Origin of the sequence: Aneurinibacillus sp. REN35, assembly GCF_041379945.2 — a bacterium.
GTDB lineage: Bacteria > Bacillota > Bacilli > Aneurinibacillales > Aneurinibacillaceae > Aneurinibacillus.
On sequence record NZ_JBFTXJ020000001.1, the window covers coordinates 24,481 to 40,503 of the forward strand.

Below are 16,023 nucleotides of genomic sequence, written 5' to 3' on the forward strand. Positions count from 1 at the left end.
GAAATATGGCGCTATACGCACTGGGTCTGATTGAAACGGAGGGCTATGCCACCGCAGTTTCCGCCGCTGATGCTGCGTTAAAGGCAGCAAGTGTGGAGCTTTTAGGCGTAGAACGGGTGATCGGGGTCAAAGGGACGCTCGGTGTGACCATTCAGTTAGGCGGTGATGTGGGAGCGGTTCGTTCCGCTGTGGAAGCTGGAAAAATGGAGGCGGAAAAAGTGGGCAATGTTATTGCGACACATGTAATTGCGCGCACACATCAAGAAGTAAATGATAAGATTCTGCCCCTGTTCTCTCTGGCAGCACCGAAAAAAGAAGAGCAGAAAAACGAGCTGGCCTCCATCCCGGAAGCAGAAAAAGCGGCGCCAAAGGATGCTGCTTTTGAAAAAAAACGTACCGGCAAAGCGTCCTCAAAAAAAGAGGATGCGGTGGAGCCACCGGGCAGGATTGAAAGCAAAACAGATACGATCAATGACAGCACCAAGATGGAATAATTGAGTGAAAAATTTATGATGGGAGACATGATCATGGGCGAAGCATTAGGATTGGTGGAAACAAAAGGATTGGTTGGTGCGGTGGAAGCAGCGGATGCGATGGTAAAGGCGGCAAACGTGGAGATCTGCGGGTATGAAAAAATCGGCTTCGGTCTTGTCACGGTGATGGTGCGCGGGGATGTAGGCGCGGTCAAAGCAGCCACAGATGCAGGCGCGAGCGCAGCCAGCCGTGTCGGAGAGCTGGTATCCGTTCATGTGATCCCAAGACCGCACAGCGAAGTGGAGCGCGCTCTGCTTGATAGAAAAGGAGAGTAAAAATGAATGAAGCAGGAACGTATGCAAAGCGTTCTCTTGGAGAACGTTTTGCTCTCACTGCTTTACCGTAACAAAACCGAAGAGTTAGAGCGTCTCCATCCCGGTGTTCTGACTCTTCTTTCGTACAGCATGGTGGGCACAAAGGAAGGAATCCGGTGTCTGCAGGAGGTTAGAGAGGCGCGAGTCCGGGTACGCATGATTGTGGATGATCAGGTGCTGGAGCAGCGTTCGATTCCAGCACTGGCGAGAGAAACAGCGATAGACGACATCACGAGGGTCAGTGAGTGGAGACAGAAGCACGCAGCCTATTCCTATCTCTTGATTCCGGTACTTCCTGCCTCCCTTGTTAAGAAAATTCTGGATTTTGATGAGGAGCACCTGTTTTCCCGTTTAATTCTGGAAGCGTTGTATCAGGGAAAGAAGGTCGGCGCGGTGGCGGCAGGTGCTGATCCATATCAGCCGGCCTGGGCGCAGCGCGGATATGACCGCATGTCGCCGCTCCTTAAATCAGAAATGAAGTCCCGGCTGCAGAAGCTGCGTGGATATGGGATTGAATTGCTGCAGGCCGGCGAGGTGGCCGGATGGCTGAAGCGGACGGAGCAAAAGCAGCGGCAGGCGCCCGTCATTGCGCGTCAGGAAGTAGAAGAAGCGCACCGTGCGCGTCAGGATGTTATCCGTACATCTTCCCATGCGATTGTCACACCGCTGGCAAGGGATCTTGCCCGGGAGTATGGCATCGAAATCCTTACATGATGAGAGGGAAAGCGCATGAACATTGGTCTGGTGATCGGCCGCATTACGTCCACCAAAAAAGATGAACAGTTAACCGGCACAAAGCTGCTGATTACGCATCCGATGGATTTGGACGGGGAGCTGGCGGGACAGCCGATCGTTACCGTGGATACGGTGGGAGCGGGCATTGGCGAGAGAGTCATTTATGTGACAGGGAGCATGGCGTCAAGAGCAGTCCGCAACAATCAGGCTCCAATCGATGCAGCCATCGTTGGAATTATTGATAATATGGAGATTGATCGCGGAGGTTGAATATGAGCATACGTACAAAGACATTGAAACAGGTCATGCAGTGGCGGCAGCTGATTGATACGTTACTTGATGAAAATCAATATGCGGACATTGTTCTGCGAAACGGTTATTTCGTCAATGTAATTACCCGTGAGATTTATAATGCGGACGTAGCAATCAAAGGGGAGCACATTCTGATGGTCGGTGATGCGTCCAGGTTGATTGGGCCTGCGACCGTAATTGAAGAGATGACAGGCAAGTTTATTGCCCCCGGATTTATCGACTCGCATATGCACTTTGAGAGTGCGATGCTTACCGTTACCGAATTCTCTCGTCTCTCCATCCCGACCGGCACGACCACGCTGATTGCCGACCCGCATGAGATTGGCAACGTGCTGGGTGTTGTCGGTATGAAGGCGATGATTGATGAAGCAAAAACACTGCCTAATCGCGTGCTGTATACGGTCCCCTGCTTAACGCCGGATGTGCCGGGGCTTGAAACGGCGGGCTATGATGTGAATTCAAAGGACATGGAAGAATTGCTGAGCGATCCGTATGTGCAGGGAATCGGCGAGATTCAGGGCTTCGCAAACGTGCGGCCGGTATTCAAGCATGCCCCGGAGATCATTACCGATCAGCTTGCATCGGTTGCCTTTGCCAAAAGCATCGGAAAGACGGTCGAAGGAAATTGTCCGGGCCTTTATGGAGAGGATTTAGCCGCACACATTATTAGCGGCGGCGCTCACGTGTCCTGTCATGAAACGACCGGCAAGGAAGAGATGATCGAAAAGCTGCGTTACGGCATCACCGTATTTATGCGCGAAGGCTCTTCGCAGCGCAATATGGCGGAATGCATTCGGGCTATTACGGAAGAAGGAATGGATTCACGTCGTGCCGTGCTCGTATCGGATGATATGGTGCCGGAGGATCTGCTCAAATATGGTCATATGAACGATATTGTGCGGCGGACGATTGCCCAGGGAGTCGATCCGGTAGAGGCGATTCAGATGGCGACCATCAATCCGGCGACACACTTTGGCTTCCAGCATATTGGGGTTCTTGCTCCGGGGAAAATAGCAGATATTGCTGTGATCAGTGACCTAACGCAGATGACGATTGACCAGGTGTACATCAGCGGAAAAAAGGTGGCCGAGAAGGGCAGCCTCACTATCGATATGCCGAGATATACGTATCCGGATACCGTAAAAAACTCAATCAAACGCAAGCCGCTGAAAATTGGGGACCTGTATATCCAGGCGTCCGGCAGACAGGCGCGTGTGCGAGCGCTTGAAGTTATCGCCGATCAAAATTTGACCGGGAAAAAGGAATTTTCGCTTCAGGTGCAGGAAGGCGTAGTGCAGCCGTGCCTGCAGCAGGATGTTCTGCCAATCTTTGTTGTCGAGCGCCATGGCCGTACCCTGAATATCGGCAAAACGTTTGCGCACGGCTTTAAGATCAAGGAGGGAGCGATCGCTGAGAGCGTCGCACATGATACGCACAACATTATCGCATGCGGTACGAATTATGAGGACATTCTGACCGCGATCAATCGGGTTATTGCAATGGATGGCGGGATCGCCATGATTAAGGACGGCAAAGTGGTCGGTGACCTTCCGCTGCGTGTGGGAGGATTGATGACCGATGAGCTGAGCGGTGAAGAGATGAGCGAGAAGATCGCCGAGCTGCACCGCCTGGCGAAAGAAGAGCTGGGATGCGGCATTCATGTTCCGTTCATGCATCTATCCTTCGTATCCCTCGTAACAAGTCCGGAATGGAAGATCACCGACATGGGATTGGTTGAGGTGGATACATACACGGTCATTCCGACTGTGATCGCATAGGGGGGATGAAGATGGGATTTCGACTTGTTGACTTAACACAGGAAATTTATCATGGAATGCCGGTATTTCCTCTGCATCCAAAAACGATGGTCTACCGGCATATCACCCATGAAGAATCGAAAAAGCAGATCGGTTTTGAATTTGCGACCAATACGCTGATTATTAACGAACACGGCCCAACGCACAGCGATGCGATTTATGAATATGATCCGAGCGGTCCGACCATTGATGAAATGCCGATGGAATATTTTTATGGGCCTGCCGTATGCCTCGATGTTTCCCATGTCTCCAAAGATGACTATATTGAGCCGCAGGATCTGGAGAAAGCGGTATCGAAGCATTCGCTTCAGATCGATCAAGGCGATATCGTATTGCTGTATACGGGCCATTTTAACCGGTCATACGGCACGGACGAGTGGCTGACGCGCCATGCGGGTCTGAGCTACAGGGCTGCAGAATGGCTGGCAAAACGGGGGGTGGTAAATATCGGGATTGATGCGCCTGCCATCGATCATCCGAAGGATACGAAATACTCGGGTCATTTGATCTGCCGCGAATATCAAATGACGAATACAGAGAATTTATGCAACCTTGATAAAGTCGCGGGCAAGCGCTTTTTGTACTTTGGTCTGCCGCTGAAAATTCGCAAAGGAACAGGATCTCCAATCCGCGCTGTGGCTCTATTCATGGACTAGGAGGGAACGACAATGAATCGTATGCAAACACAAACATCAGGCGATCTGTATGTGAAAGAAGAAGTAATCATTCCGCCGTATGATGGGCGCAGCGTGCTCGTCCGTCAGGGAGAAGAGCTGGTCATTATTGATATGGAGGGCAAGCAGGTTGGCGACTTCGTCTGCTTTCACACATCCGATCATGATGAACACGTTTCGCCTGTGCATATGCGCGCCTCGCTGAGCAGCATCCGTTTAAAAGAAGGAGACTACTTATACAGCAATAAGCGCAGACCGTTAATGCAGATGGTCAAAGATACGGTAGGCAGGCATGATTTCTTTTTTCCGGCCTGTGATTACTGGCGCTATAAAATCGACTTCGATGATGAGAACCATCCGAACTGCCATGACAATTTAAAAAAAGCGATGGCAGCATTCGGCGTGGACCGTCCTGTCCCCGATCCGATTAACTGGTTTATGAACAATCAGCTGGATGAAAATTGGGACTATATAATTGAAGAGCCGCGCTCAAAGCCGGGTGATTATGTGCAGCTGAAGGCGATGGAGGATGTCATCGTTGCTGTCTCCACGTGCTCGCAGGATATGGCGCCTGTGAACGGCTTTAAAGTTACCTCGCTAAAGCTTCAGGTACTGGGAAGGAGATAGGATATGCCTGTTTCGTTTTTACAAGAATTGCTCCGGGTCAATACATCCAATCCGCCCGGAAATGAACATGAGATCAGCAGAATGCTGGCCGCGCGCTGCGAAAGCAGAGGATTGCGCGGAAGCGTGACGATGGTGGATGGAAACCGGAGCAATTTTGAGCTTCGCCTACAGGGGACAGGTGCGAAGGGAAAAACACTTATGTTCTGCGGCCATATCGACACGGTATCACCGGGAAAACAGCCGTGGACGTACGAGCCGTATAGCGGCGAGCTGGTAGGGGATCGTCTATACGGCCGCGGAGCCTCTGATATGAAGAGCGGGCTGGCTGCCATGCTGCTTGCTATCGAGGAGCTGCATACGGAAGGGGTAAAGCTTAATGGAGATCTGGTTTTTTTGGCTACCGCCGGAGAAGAGGTGGACAGCTGCGGGGCGCGTCATTATCAGGATGTGATGGGCATGCAGGACATCGATGCGATCGTCATTGGTGAGCCGACGAACGAGAAGGTTGTCATCGGTCATAAAGGCGCGCTCTGGCTGGAAATCAAAACGTACGGCAAAACTGCACACGGATCGATGCCGGATCAGGGAATCAATGCCATCGATTACATGACTCATGTGATCCGACTCATTAAATCATTCAAGTTGGAGTGGCGCATCGAACAGGCACCGCTTGGATCGAGCAGTATGGCGGTTACCCAAATCGGCGGCGGTATCCAAACGAATGTCATTCCGGATCAGTGCTTCATTCACGTAGATATTCGCAGCATTCCTCCCCAATCCCATGACGCTCTCATTCGCGAGCTGAATGCCAAGCTTGACGAGCTTGCTGCCAGCCTTCCGTCGTTTCGAGCTGAGTGCAGTGTTGTGTTGAATCGTACACCTGTTCTAACAAGTCCTCATGCTTCGCTCATTCAGACCGCTCTCTCGCTAAAAGGGCTTGCGGAGAGCGAATGTGCCGGGGTCTCGTATTATACGGATGCTTCTGTGCTGAACCCGCACAGCAAAATTCCAACGCTAATTTATGGACCGGGTGATGAGAAGCTCGCGCATCAGCCGGATGAATGGGTGGCTGTACCTGCTTATCTGCGTTCTATTGCATTTTATAAAGAACTTGCCATCCGCTTTCTTAATGGAAAGAATGAAACTGCCGCACCGATAAAGCAAGCACAAACAAAATAGTCCTGCCGATATGCCCTCAGGATCTGAAAACCGTGAGCACAGCGCGCACGTCAGATCCATACCTTTCAAATTTGGGGAGGAATTCTCTATGGGAGAAGGATTGAATATCTGGAAAGTAGGAACGCTCGGTTTTCAGCATGTACTGGCCATGTATGCGGGTGCAGTGGTTGTACCGCTTATTGTCGGACCGGCGATCGGCATGACCCCAGAGCAAATTGCTTATTTGATTTCGATTGATTTGTTTACATGCGGTGTCGCTTCTTTGCTGCAGGTGATCGGTGGAAAATACTTTGGCATCCGGCTGCCCATCCTCATGGGATGTGCCTTCCAGGCAGTCGGACCGATGATCGCCATCGGACAGATGCAGGGCATCACCGCCATCTACGGAGCGATTATTGCGGCCGGTGTTATCATTGCCATTCTGGCACAGTTTATGGACAAAATCATCCGTTTTTTCCCTCCCGTCGTCACCGGCTCGGTCGTGATTATTATCGGTACTTCATTGATTGGCGCAGCCATGGGCAACATTACAGGGCAGCCGGATACGCCGGGCTATGCCAGCCTTACCAACCTTATACTGGCCGGCATTACGCTGTTCTCTATTGTGCTGATGAACCGTTTCTTTACCGGATATATGAAAACGATTTCGGTGCTGCTGTCTCTTATTATCGGTACGGTCATCGCGTATTTTATGGGCTTGGTAAGCTTCTCTGCTGTAAAGGAAGCCTCGTGGTTCCATATGGTTGAGCCGTTCCGCTTTGGTATGCCGACCTTTCATTTTGCTGCGATTGTAAGCATGGTCTTGGTCGGGATCGTAAGCATGATTGAATCCACCGGTGTCTTTTTTGCCCTGGCTGAAGTATGCGACAAAAAGATTGACGGAAAAGATTTAAAACGCGGCCTTCGGGCAGAAGGATTGGCACAGGTTGTAGGCGGTATTTTTCAGGCATTCCCCTACACAACCTATTCACAAAATGTCGGTCTCATTGCGCTCACCGGTGTGAAAAAGAAACGGGTGGTGGTAGCTGCCTGCTTTATCATTATGTTTCTCGGCCTGCTGCCCAAAGTCGCTGCGCTGACCACGATCATTCCGAATGCGGTATTAGGAGGAGCAATGATCCCGATGTTCGGCATGGTGATGGCATCGGGGGTTCGCCAGCTTATGACCGTAAACTTTCACAAGGTAGAAAATATGCTTGTTGTAGCAACATCGGTGGGCCTCGGCTTGGGCGTATCGATTGCGCCGGTCGTGTTCTCGAACCTTCCGGAAAGCATCCGCTTGATTGTAGAAAGCGGTATCGTTACGGGCAGTTTTGCGGCCATTCTGCTTAACCTCATACTGAATGGTGTCGGCAAGGAAAGCATGGAGGAGACGATTGAAGCATTGAAGTCCGAGCATTCCATTGAATCCGTCTCGTAAAGGCTAAGGCGATTGAACACTTGCAATCGAATGATACAAATATAAAAAATATTTTAAATATTATTGTATTTACCTTTCCTATATAGTACCATGTGGATAGTGACAGCACATCAACTATATAACGGCGAATGACTGTTGTGGGAGAGACCGAATAAACCATTCGGCACCGAAGGAGCAACTTCTAAAAAATCCGTAGAAGATAAACTCTCAGGTAAAGCGAACCACAATAGGACGCACCTCTGGAGAGAGCGATCAGCCACCCAAGGGGAATGTTCCGCCTACGCGGAAATAATCTCTCAGGTAAAAGGACAGAGGAAAGGTAGAATCATCTCTATCTTTCTTTTGTCCTTTTTTGTTATGCAAAAAAGAAAGATAGAACACACATGATGAAAGGAGACGGGGTAGAAATGGCATTACATGAGCACGATACGGAAATTTACGAGGCCATTGAGAAGGAGCGAAAGCGGCAGCACAGCACACTGGAGCTGATTGCTTCAGAGAACTTTGTAAGTGAAGAGGTTATGGCGGCGATGGGTTCGGTGATGACCAACAAATACGCGGAAGGCTATCCCGGAAAGCGCTACTACGGGGGTTGTGAATTCGTCGATGCAGCAGAGAGGCTGGCGATCGAGAGGCTCAAGCAGCTATTTGGAGCCGAGTATGCGAATGTGCAGCCGCATTCAGGAGCGCAGGCCAACATGGCGGTCTTCTTTTCACTGCTGCAGCCGGGCGATACGATCATGGGCATGAATCTCTCACATGGCGGTCATTTAACGCATGGAAGCCCTGTAAGCATCTCAGGGAAATGGTTCAATGTGGTAGCGTACGGTGTACGAGAGGACTCCCACCTGATTGATTACGATGAATTGGAGACGATTGCGCTGCGTGAAAAGCCGAAGCTCATGATCGCTGGGGCGAGCGCCTATGCACGCATCATTGATTTTGCGCGCTTCCGCGCCATTGCCGACAAAGTGGGCGCCTACTTTATGGTGGATATGGCTCATATCGCCGGTCTCGTGGCGGCAGGGCTGCATCCGTCCCCGGTGCCGCATGCGCATGTTGTAACGAGCACGACCCATAAAACACTGCGTGGACCGCGCGGCGGCATCATTCTCACAAACGATGAAGAGATTGCCAAGGGCATAAACAAAGCTATTTTTCCTGGTATTCAGGGAGGCCCACTTATGCATGTAATTGCGGCCAAGGCGGTCGCATTTAAAGAGGCGCTTGATCCGCGCTTTACGCAGTATGCGCAGCAGGTAGTAAAAAATGCGGGAGCATTAGCAGACACGCTGCTTGCAGAAGGGGCGGCACTCGTGTCCGGCGGAACAGACAATCACCTTGTCCTGCTGGATGTGCGGCCGTGGGGGTTAACCGGAAAAGAAGCGGAAGCCCTTCTTGAAGAAGCCCATATTACGGTGAATAAGAACACCATTCCATTCGATACGGCAAGTCCGTTTGTTACCAGCGGCATTCGCATCGGTACGCCAGCCGTTACTACACGCGGCATGGATGAGCACGATATGGCCGCCGTTGGCCGGGCGATTGCGCTCGTCCTGAAAAGTAAAGGCAGCGAGGAAGCCATTGCGCAGGCGCGCCAAATCGTCGCCGACCTCTGTGAAGCGAATCCGCTGTACGAACAAGTATCCGTTAAATAAAGGCAGCAGGAGGAAGAACATATGGCATACAGCAGCTGTTTCGATATTATCGGTCCCATTATGGTGGGTCCGTCTAGCTCACATACGGCAGGGGTTGTGCTGATCGGCAAATTCGTGCACGACCTGCTGCACGGCCCACCGACCCGGGCGGAGGTCACCTTCTACGGCTCTTTCGCTGAGACGTATCGCGGGCATGGAACAGACAAAGCGATTGTAGGCGGCCTGCTTGGACTGGACACACATGATACACAAATCCGCTCTGCGCTTGATCTAGCGAAGGAGAAGAACATAGACATTCGCTTTCAAATGGAAGAGGACTGCCCCTACTATGACCATCCGAACACGGTCATCGTTACGGCACAAAAGGATGACAGAGCCTTTCAAGTGGGCGGTGTATCCATTGGCGGCGGCACATCGAAGATTTTTTCCATTGATGGGGAAGCGCTTGATGTGCTGCTGGATTCTTCCTATACGTAGCAGGATACGGATGCATGAAGATATAACGGAAGGGAGGGAGCAGGATGGCGGTTCAAACGATTGAAGAGCTGGTAGAGCACTGTGAGCGTATGAATGAGGGTCTTGCTGATTGGATGCTTGCATTAGAGGCGGAAACATCCGGTCAGCCAAAAGAGGCGATCATCCACAAAATGAAAGAGCGTCTAATCAAAATGAAAGAGGCGGTTGACGCTGGCGTGTCCGATGCTTCTTCTGCGCCCAGCGGGATTTCCGGTGGCGATGCATACCGGCTGGGTGTATACAAGGAACAGGGACAGTATGTATCAGGCAGTCTGATTACAGATGCGATGCGGTTCGCGTTTGCCACATCGGAAACCAATGCGCGCATGGGTGTCATTGTCGCCACGCCGACAGCTGGTTCGGCAGGCATTCTTCCTGGCTGCTTGTTCTCCTTATATGAAAATGCCAATCTTTCATTTGAAAAGCTAGTCATGGGACTGTTTACGGCGAGCGCCATCGGCTATATCATCGCCAACCGCTCCTTTATATCGGGGGCTGCGGGCGGCTGCCAGGCGGAAGTAGGATCGGCTACAGCGATGGCTGCTGCGGCCATCGTTGAGCTTCGCGGCGGTACCCCGCATCAGGCGGTTCATGCGGCAGCGGTCGCTCTCAAATCCATGCTGGGCCTCGTATGCGATCCGGTTGCCGGGCTGGTGGAAGTGCCGTGCATCAAGCGCAATGTGATAGGCACCTCGATCGCCTTCTCTGCGGCCGATATTGGCCTAGCTGGTATTACCAGCCGCATTCCGCTGGATGAAGTGATTGCTGCGATGTACGACATCGGCAGAACGATGCCGGTATCGCTGCGGGAGACGGCGCGGGGCGGCCTTGCGATCACGCCGACCGGACAGAAGATTAAAGACCGCATCATGTCAGGTGCAAAAGTGTAAGGAGGCGATCATATGCAAACTCATACGGTTAAACAAACGTCTTTGTTTCCGCTGTATGCCAAATATGGTGGAAAGACGATCGATTTCGGCGGCTGGGAGCTGCCGGTTCAATTTACGAGCATCATAGAAGAACACCAGGCGGTTCGGACACGAGCCGGATTGTTTGACGTGTCGCATATGGGCGAAATCATCATTAAAGGGAAGAATGCTGCATCGTTCATTCAATCGCTCATTACAAATAACATTCACCTCATCGAAAAGAATCAGGCCCTGTACGCGGCCATGTGCTATCCGCACGGAGGAACGGTGGATGACCTGCTTGTATATAAGATGGAAGAAAATGAATACATGCTCGTCGTTAACGCGTCCAATATCTCCAAAGATTTTGTGTGGATGCTGGATCAACGGAAGGACCCGGACCTCATCATCAAAAACATTTCGGATCAGGTAGCGCTACTTGCCCTGCAGGGTCCGAAGGCGGAAAAGGTGCTGCAAATGCTGACGGCGTTTGATTTATCCGAGATTAAGCCCTTCCGCTTTTATAAAGATGTCGAGCTTGGCGGCGGGAAGGTGCTGGTATCGCGCACCGGCTATACAGGCGAGGACGGATTCGAGCTGTACCTGCCAGCGGCGGAGGCTCCGGCATTATGGGAGGAGATTCTGACTGTAGGCGAGGCGGAAGGTGTCGTTCCATGCGGGCTTGGTGCAAGGGATACGCTGCGCTTCGAAGCGCGTCTGCCGCTCTACGGTCAGGAATTGGGCGAAGATATCAGCCCGCTCGAAGCATCGATTGGATTTGCCGTCAAGCTGGATCAGGACGATGACTTTATCGGAAAGGAAGCGCTCCGCAAGCAAAAGGAGAATGGGGTGCCGCGCAAGCTGGTTGGCCTTGAAATGGTGGGTCGCGGCATTCCGCGCAGCGGCTACCTGGTGTATCCGGCCGATTCAGACCAGGCGAGCGAGCCGATCGGCCATGTTACATCAGGGACACAATCCCCGACGCTAAAGAAGAACCTGGGGTTGGCTCTGCTTCAAAGCGATGAGGCGGTTATTGATCAAGAGGTGGACGTAGAAATACGCGGAAAACGAATCAAAGCCAAAATTGTAAAAACACCATTTTATAAACGATAAGTAGGAGGAGAAGCGGATGAGCACGAAAGTAGCGGCAAATCTTTTATACAGCAAGGAACACGAATGGGTGGAGAAGGTAAGCGGGATGCGGGTACGAATTGGCATCACGGATTTTGCACAGCATCAACTGGGGGATATCGTGTTTGTCGAGCTTCCGGCTGTGGGTGACGAGATCCAGGCGCATGAAAGCATGGGAACGATTGAGTCGGTTAAAGCGGTCTCTGATCTATACGCACCGGTCAGCGGGAGCGTAGTAGAAGTGAATGCGGAGCTTGAAGACGGCCCGGAAATCATCAACACCGATCCGTATCAAAGCGGCTGGATGATCGTCGTTGAGCTGCACCAAGCAGACGAGCTGGCAGCCCTGCTGAACACGGAACAATACGAAGCGTTTATTGCGGAGGAGGCGTAAATCGTGAATTATCGATACCTTCCCATGACGAAGGATGACAGGCAGGAGATGCTTTCCTTTCTTGGTGTTACGAGCATCGAAGATTTATTTGCGGACATTCCAGAGAGCATTCGAGTAAAGGGAGAGCTTGCTATCCCTAAGGCGCAGTCGGAGCTGGAGATTGTGCGGCACTTCGGACAGCTGGCCGGAAGCAATGTGCACGCGGGTGAGTATGCCTACTTTTTAGGCGCAGGCATATACGATCACTACATTCCCAGCACCGTCAATCATGTGATTTCCCGTTCCGAATTTTACACGGCATATACGCCATACCAGCCGGAGATCAGTCAGGGAGAACTGCAGGCCATTTTTGAATTTCAAACAATGATTTGTGAATTAACCGGTATGGAGGTGGCGAACTCCTCTATGTACGACGGTCCGACAGCACTTGCCGAAGCGGCCAATCTCGCCGTTGGTGGCAAGAAGGGGAGAAAAGTGCTCGTCTCAAAAGCGGTACACCCAGAAGCGCGGGCCATTCTGCAGGTAAATGCGAGAGGACAAGAGTATGAGGTTGTAGAAATCGGAACAAAGGACGGAGTGACTGACATCGACGCGCTGGAAGCGGCGATGGATGAGAGCGTTGCGGCGGTTCTTGTTCAGTACCCGAATTTTTTCGGATCGGTGGAGGATCTCGCAGCAATTGAAGGCATCGCCCATCGGCACAAAGGTCTGTTTGTGGTCAGTTCCAATCCATTGGCCCTCGGTATTTTAGAACCTCCGGGGAGCTTTCACGCCGACATCGTGGTCGGTGATGCGCAGCCGTTCGGGATTCCGATGCAGTTCGGTGGTCCGAGCTGCGGCTACTTTGCGGTTCGGGAAAGCCTCATGCGCAAAATTCCGGGGCGCGTTGTTGGACAGACGACAGATCATGAAGGACGCCGGGGATTTGTGCTCACGCTTCAGGCGCGCGAACAGCACATTCGCCGCGAGAAGGCGACATCTAACATTTGCTCCAATCAGGCGCTGAATGCGCTGGCGGCATCGGTTGCCATGTCAGCTTTAGGAAAGCGTGGAGTGCAGGACATCGCCCTGCTGAATATGCAGAAGACGCAATATTGCAAAAGCCAAGTAGAAAAATTGGGCGGATATAGTAGTGCGTTTTCTGCCCCGGTATTCAATGAATTTGTAGTGAAAGTACCGCAGCCTGTCGCCGAGATCAACCGTAGTCTTCTGCAGAGAAGGATTGTCGGCGGCTATGATTTAGGGCGGGACTATCCGGAATGGAGCGGCCATATGCTACTTGCGGTAACAGAAGCCCGCACAAAAGAAGAGATTGATTCCCTGGTGGAAGGATTGGAGGAGGCAGGACGTGGATAAGAACAAAGACAAAGCGCTGATTTTTGAAATGAGTCGCCCAGGACGGATAGCGTACAGCATCGGAGCATGTGATGTGCCGCAGGTTGCAGCGGAGAGCATCGTACCAAAAGCCTACCTGCGCCAGACGCCGCCCGAGCTGCCCGAGGTCTCCGAGCTGCAGCTCATGCGTCATTATACCGAGCTGTCCAACCGCAACCATGGCATCGATTCTGGCTTTTATCCACTCGGTTCCTGCACGATGAAATACAATCCAAAAATTAACGAGGATGTGGCAAGGTACCCCGGCTTTGCAAAAATTCATCCGTACCAGGCGGAAGAAACCGTGCAGGGGGGATTGCAGGTCCTGTATGATTTGCAGAATGAACTGGCGGAAATCACTGGCATGGATGAGGTGACGCTGCAGCCAGCAGCCGGGGCGCAGGGCGAATGGTCGGCGCTGATGATGATTCGTGCATACCATGAAAGCCGGGGCGAGAAGCGAACCAAGGTGATCATTCCGGATACAGCGCACGGCACAAACCCGGCCAGCGCTTCCGTGGCGGGTTTGGAGACAGTTACGATCGGCTCGGATGAACACGGTCTGGTAAATGTGGAAGAGCTGCGGCAGGCAGTTGGTCCGGATACAGCGGCCCTCATGCTGACCAATCCGAACACGCTGGGCCTGTTCGAAGAGCATATTGTAGAAATTGCTTCCATCGTACATGAAGCGGGCGGCCTGCTTTATTATGATGGAGCGAACGCCAACGCCATTTTAGGCATTGTGAAACCGGGAGACATGGGTTTTGATGTGGTGCATCTTAACCTTCATAAAACATTCACCGGCCCGCATGGCGGCGGCGGCCCGGGAGCAGGTCCTGTAGGAGTGAAAAAGCAGCTGGTCCCATTTTTGCCCCGTCCGCAGGTAGTGAAGGAAGAAGGAAAGTATCGTCTGAATTATGACATTCCGCAATCGATTGGCCGCATCAAGGCCTTTTATGGCAACTATGGCATTTTGCTGCGCGCATTTGTATACATTCGTTCCAACGGACCGGAAGGATTGCTTCGCGTCTCGCAGGAAGCGGTACTGAATGCGAACTATATGATGCGCAAACTGGCGCCTTACTATGATGTACCGTATGACCGCGTATGCAAGCATGAATTTGTTCTGTCCGGCCGCCGTCAGAAAAAGCTGGGTGTGCGCACGCTGGATATCGCCAAACGTCTGCTGGATTTCGGCTATCATCCACCAACGATTTACTTCCCGTTGATTGTTGAGGAATGCATGATGATCGAACCGACGGAAACCGAGTCAAAAGAAACGCTTGATGAGTTTATTGAAGCGATGATCCGTATTGCCAAAGAAGCGGAGGAAAATCCTGAGATTGTACAGGAAGCGCCGCATACGACGCTGCTCTCCCGCCTAGATGAAGTAAAAGCGGCAAGAAAGCCAGTACTGCGCTATAAGAAAGAGGACGCACAGGCCCAGGAGGAAAGGGGCGGTATGCATGCGCTCGTACGAAACTAAGCGCAAGCCGGACTGGTTGAAGATTACGCTTCATACTACGGAACAATTCAAAGAACTAAAAGCGATCATGCGGGGCAAAGAGCTGCATACCGTATGCGAAGAGGCGAAGTGTCCCAATATTTATGAGTGCTGGAGCAACCGTACGGCCACGTTTATGATTCTGGGGAAGATCTGCACAAGAGCCTGCCGCTTCTGTGCGGTCACAACCGGTTTGCCCACCGAATTGGACCTGGAGGAGCCGGAGAAGGTCGCGCTTGCCGTACAGCAGATGGGACTGCGCCACGTTGTTGTCACATCGGTAGCCCGGGACGACCTGCGGGATGGCGGAGCATCGATTTTTGCGGCCACCATTCAGGCAATTCGCAGAAAAAATCCGCGTACTAATGTAGAGGTGCTCGTCCCCGACTTTGGCGGTAGCTGGGAGGCGCTTGCCGTTGTACTTGCCGCTGCGCCGGATATACTCAATCACAATATCGAAACCGTAGAACGGTCATCGGATCAGGTCCGTGCCCGTGCCAAGTACGACCGGTCGCTTGCGCTGCTTTATGAGGCCAAGCGGATCCGCCCTGAGCAGATTACCAAATCAAGCATTATGGTCGGGCTTGGTGAGACGGATTCCGAAATCTTTCAGACAATGGAGGATCTGCAGGCTGTCCGCTGTGACATTGTGACGCTGGGGCAGTATTTGCAGCCGACGAGAAGGCATTTGCCTGTCAGGAAATATTATACGCCGGCTGAGTTTGCAGACTTCAAGCAAAGGGGGCAGCAGATGGGATTCTCTCACGTAGAGTCCGGTCCGCTGGTTCGCAGCTCGTACCATGCGCATGAACAGGCTGAGCAGGCCGCATCCGTATAACGATTGAATCGAGCACATCACGCGGACAGAGGAAAGAGAAAGGGTCCATCCATCTTTTCTCTGTCTTTTTGCTGTGCGTATGGAAAAC

17 protein-coding genes and 1 riboswitch are annotated in these 16,023 nt (G+C 52.1%); all 17 genes read left to right on the plus strand.

The genetic code is table 11. The annotated features are described in order from the left end of the window. Nucleotides 1–5: 5 nt before the first annotated feature. The 17 genes from AB3351_RS00135 (at nucleotide 6) to lipA (ending at nucleotide 15,935) form a co-directional block, all read left to right on the plus strand. On the plus strand, nucleotides 6–494 hold the full coding sequence (locus tag AB3351_RS00135) for a BMC domain-containing protein (RefSeq protein ID WP_371145081.1): 489 nt from the start codon (nucleotides 6–8) through the stop codon (nucleotides 492–494). 30 nt (nucleotides 495–524) lie between these two features. After that, nucleotides 525–809 (plus strand): BMC domain-containing protein, encoded by a 285-nt coding sequence (locus AB3351_RS00140; protein WP_371145662.1) that lies wholly within the window; start codon nucleotides 525–527, stop codon nucleotides 807–809. Between the two features lie 6 nt (nucleotides 810–815). Further along, the gene (locus tag AB3351_RS00145; protein WP_371145082.1) at nucleotides 816–1,562 is read left to right on the plus strand and encodes a hypothetical protein; all 747 of its coding nucleotides are present in this window, start codon (nucleotides 816–818) and stop codon (nucleotides 1,560–1,562) included. A gap of 15 nt (nucleotides 1,563–1,577) precedes the next feature. Then, the gene (locus tag AB3351_RS00150; RefSeq protein ID WP_371145083.1) at nucleotides 1,578–1,853 is read left to right on the plus strand and encodes a EutN/CcmL family microcompartment protein; all 276 of its coding nucleotides are present in this window, start codon (nucleotides 1,578–1,580) and stop codon (nucleotides 1,851–1,853) included. 2 nt (nucleotides 1,854–1,855) lie between these two features. After that, a complete protein-coding gene (gene ade / locus AB3351_RS00155) occupies nucleotides 1,856–3,673 on the plus strand; it encodes an adenine deaminase (protein WP_371145084.1) in 1,818 nt (605 codons plus the stop codon). Nucleotides 3,674–3,684: 11 nt separating this feature from the next. Further along, a complete protein-coding gene (locus AB3351_RS00160) occupies nucleotides 3,685–4,368 on the plus strand; it encodes a cyclase family protein (RefSeq protein ID WP_371145085.1) in 684 nt (227 codons plus the stop codon). Nucleotides 4,369–4,380: 12 nt separating this feature from the next. Further along, nucleotides 4,381–5,013 carry a DUF1989 domain-containing protein gene (locus AB3351_RS00165; protein ID WP_371145086.1) on the plus strand — a complete coding sequence of 211 codons (633 nt, stop codon included), beginning with the start codon at nucleotides 4,381–4,383 and terminating at the stop codon, nucleotides 5,011–5,013. 3 nt (nucleotides 5,014–5,016) lie between these two features. After that, nucleotides 5,017–6,192: a M20 family metallopeptidase gene (locus AB3351_RS00170; RefSeq protein ID WP_371145087.1), complete on the plus strand. Its 1,176-nt coding sequence runs from the start codon at nucleotides 5,017–5,019 to the stop codon at nucleotides 6,190–6,192. Between the two features lie 88 nt (nucleotides 6,193–6,280). Continuing rightward, a complete protein-coding gene (locus AB3351_RS00175) occupies nucleotides 6,281–7,612 on the plus strand; it encodes a nucleobase:cation symporter-2 family protein (RefSeq protein ID WP_371145088.1) in 1,332 nt (443 codons plus the stop codon). 128 nt (nucleotides 7,613–7,740) lie between these two features. Further along, nucleotides 7,741–7,846, plus strand: a riboswitch (glycine riboswitch). Nucleotides 7,847–8,019: 173 nt separating this feature from the next. Further along, on the plus strand, nucleotides 8,020–9,270 hold the full coding sequence (gene glyA / locus AB3351_RS00180) for a serine hydroxymethyltransferase (protein ID WP_371145089.1): 1,251 nt from the start codon (nucleotides 8,020–8,022) through the stop codon (nucleotides 9,268–9,270). Nucleotides 9,271–9,291: 21 nt separating this feature from the next. Continuing rightward, a complete protein-coding gene (locus AB3351_RS00185; RefSeq protein WP_371145090.1) occupies nucleotides 9,292–9,747 on the plus strand; it encodes a serine dehydratase beta chain in 456 nt (151 codons plus the stop codon). Nucleotides 9,748–9,791: 44 nt separating this feature from the next. Then, entirely contained in the window at nucleotides 9,792–10,676 is an 885-nt protein-coding gene (gene sdaAA / locus AB3351_RS00190; protein ID WP_371145091.1) for an L-serine ammonia-lyase, iron-sulfur-dependent, subunit alpha, read from the plus strand. Nucleotides 10,677–10,688: 12 nt separating this feature from the next. Continuing rightward, complete coding sequence (gene gcvT, locus AB3351_RS00195; protein WP_371145092.1) at nucleotides 10,689–11,807, plus strand: glycine cleavage system aminomethyltransferase GcvT; 1,119 nt, start codon at nucleotides 10,689–10,691, stop codon at nucleotides 11,805–11,807. Between the two features lie 16 nt (nucleotides 11,808–11,823). Next, nucleotides 11,824–12,219: a glycine cleavage system protein GcvH gene (gene gcvH / locus AB3351_RS00200; RefSeq protein WP_371145093.1), complete on the plus strand. Its 396-nt coding sequence runs from the start codon at nucleotides 11,824–11,826 to the stop codon at nucleotides 12,217–12,219. A 3-nt stretch (nucleotides 12,220–12,222) separates the two neighbouring features. Beyond that, nucleotides 12,223–13,575, plus strand: a complete 1,353-nt coding sequence (gene gcvPA, locus AB3351_RS00205) for an aminomethyl-transferring glycine dehydrogenase subunit GcvPA (protein ID WP_371145094.1) — start codon at nucleotides 12,223–12,225, stop codon at nucleotides 13,573–13,575. Then, nucleotides 13,568–15,079 (plus strand): aminomethyl-transferring glycine dehydrogenase subunit GcvPB, encoded by a 1,512-nt coding sequence (gene gcvPB / locus AB3351_RS00210; RefSeq protein WP_371145095.1) that lies wholly within the window; start codon nucleotides 13,568–13,570, stop codon nucleotides 15,077–15,079. The genes gcvPA and gcvPB overlap by 8 nt, the downstream gene beginning before the upstream one ends. Continuing rightward, nucleotides 15,060–15,935: a lipoyl synthase gene (gene lipA / locus AB3351_RS00215; protein ID WP_371145096.1), complete on the plus strand. Its 876-nt coding sequence runs from the start codon at nucleotides 15,060–15,062 to the stop codon at nucleotides 15,933–15,935. Before gcvPB ends, lipA begins: the two co-directional genes overlap by 20 nt. Nucleotides 15,936–16,023: the final 88 nt, after the last annotated feature.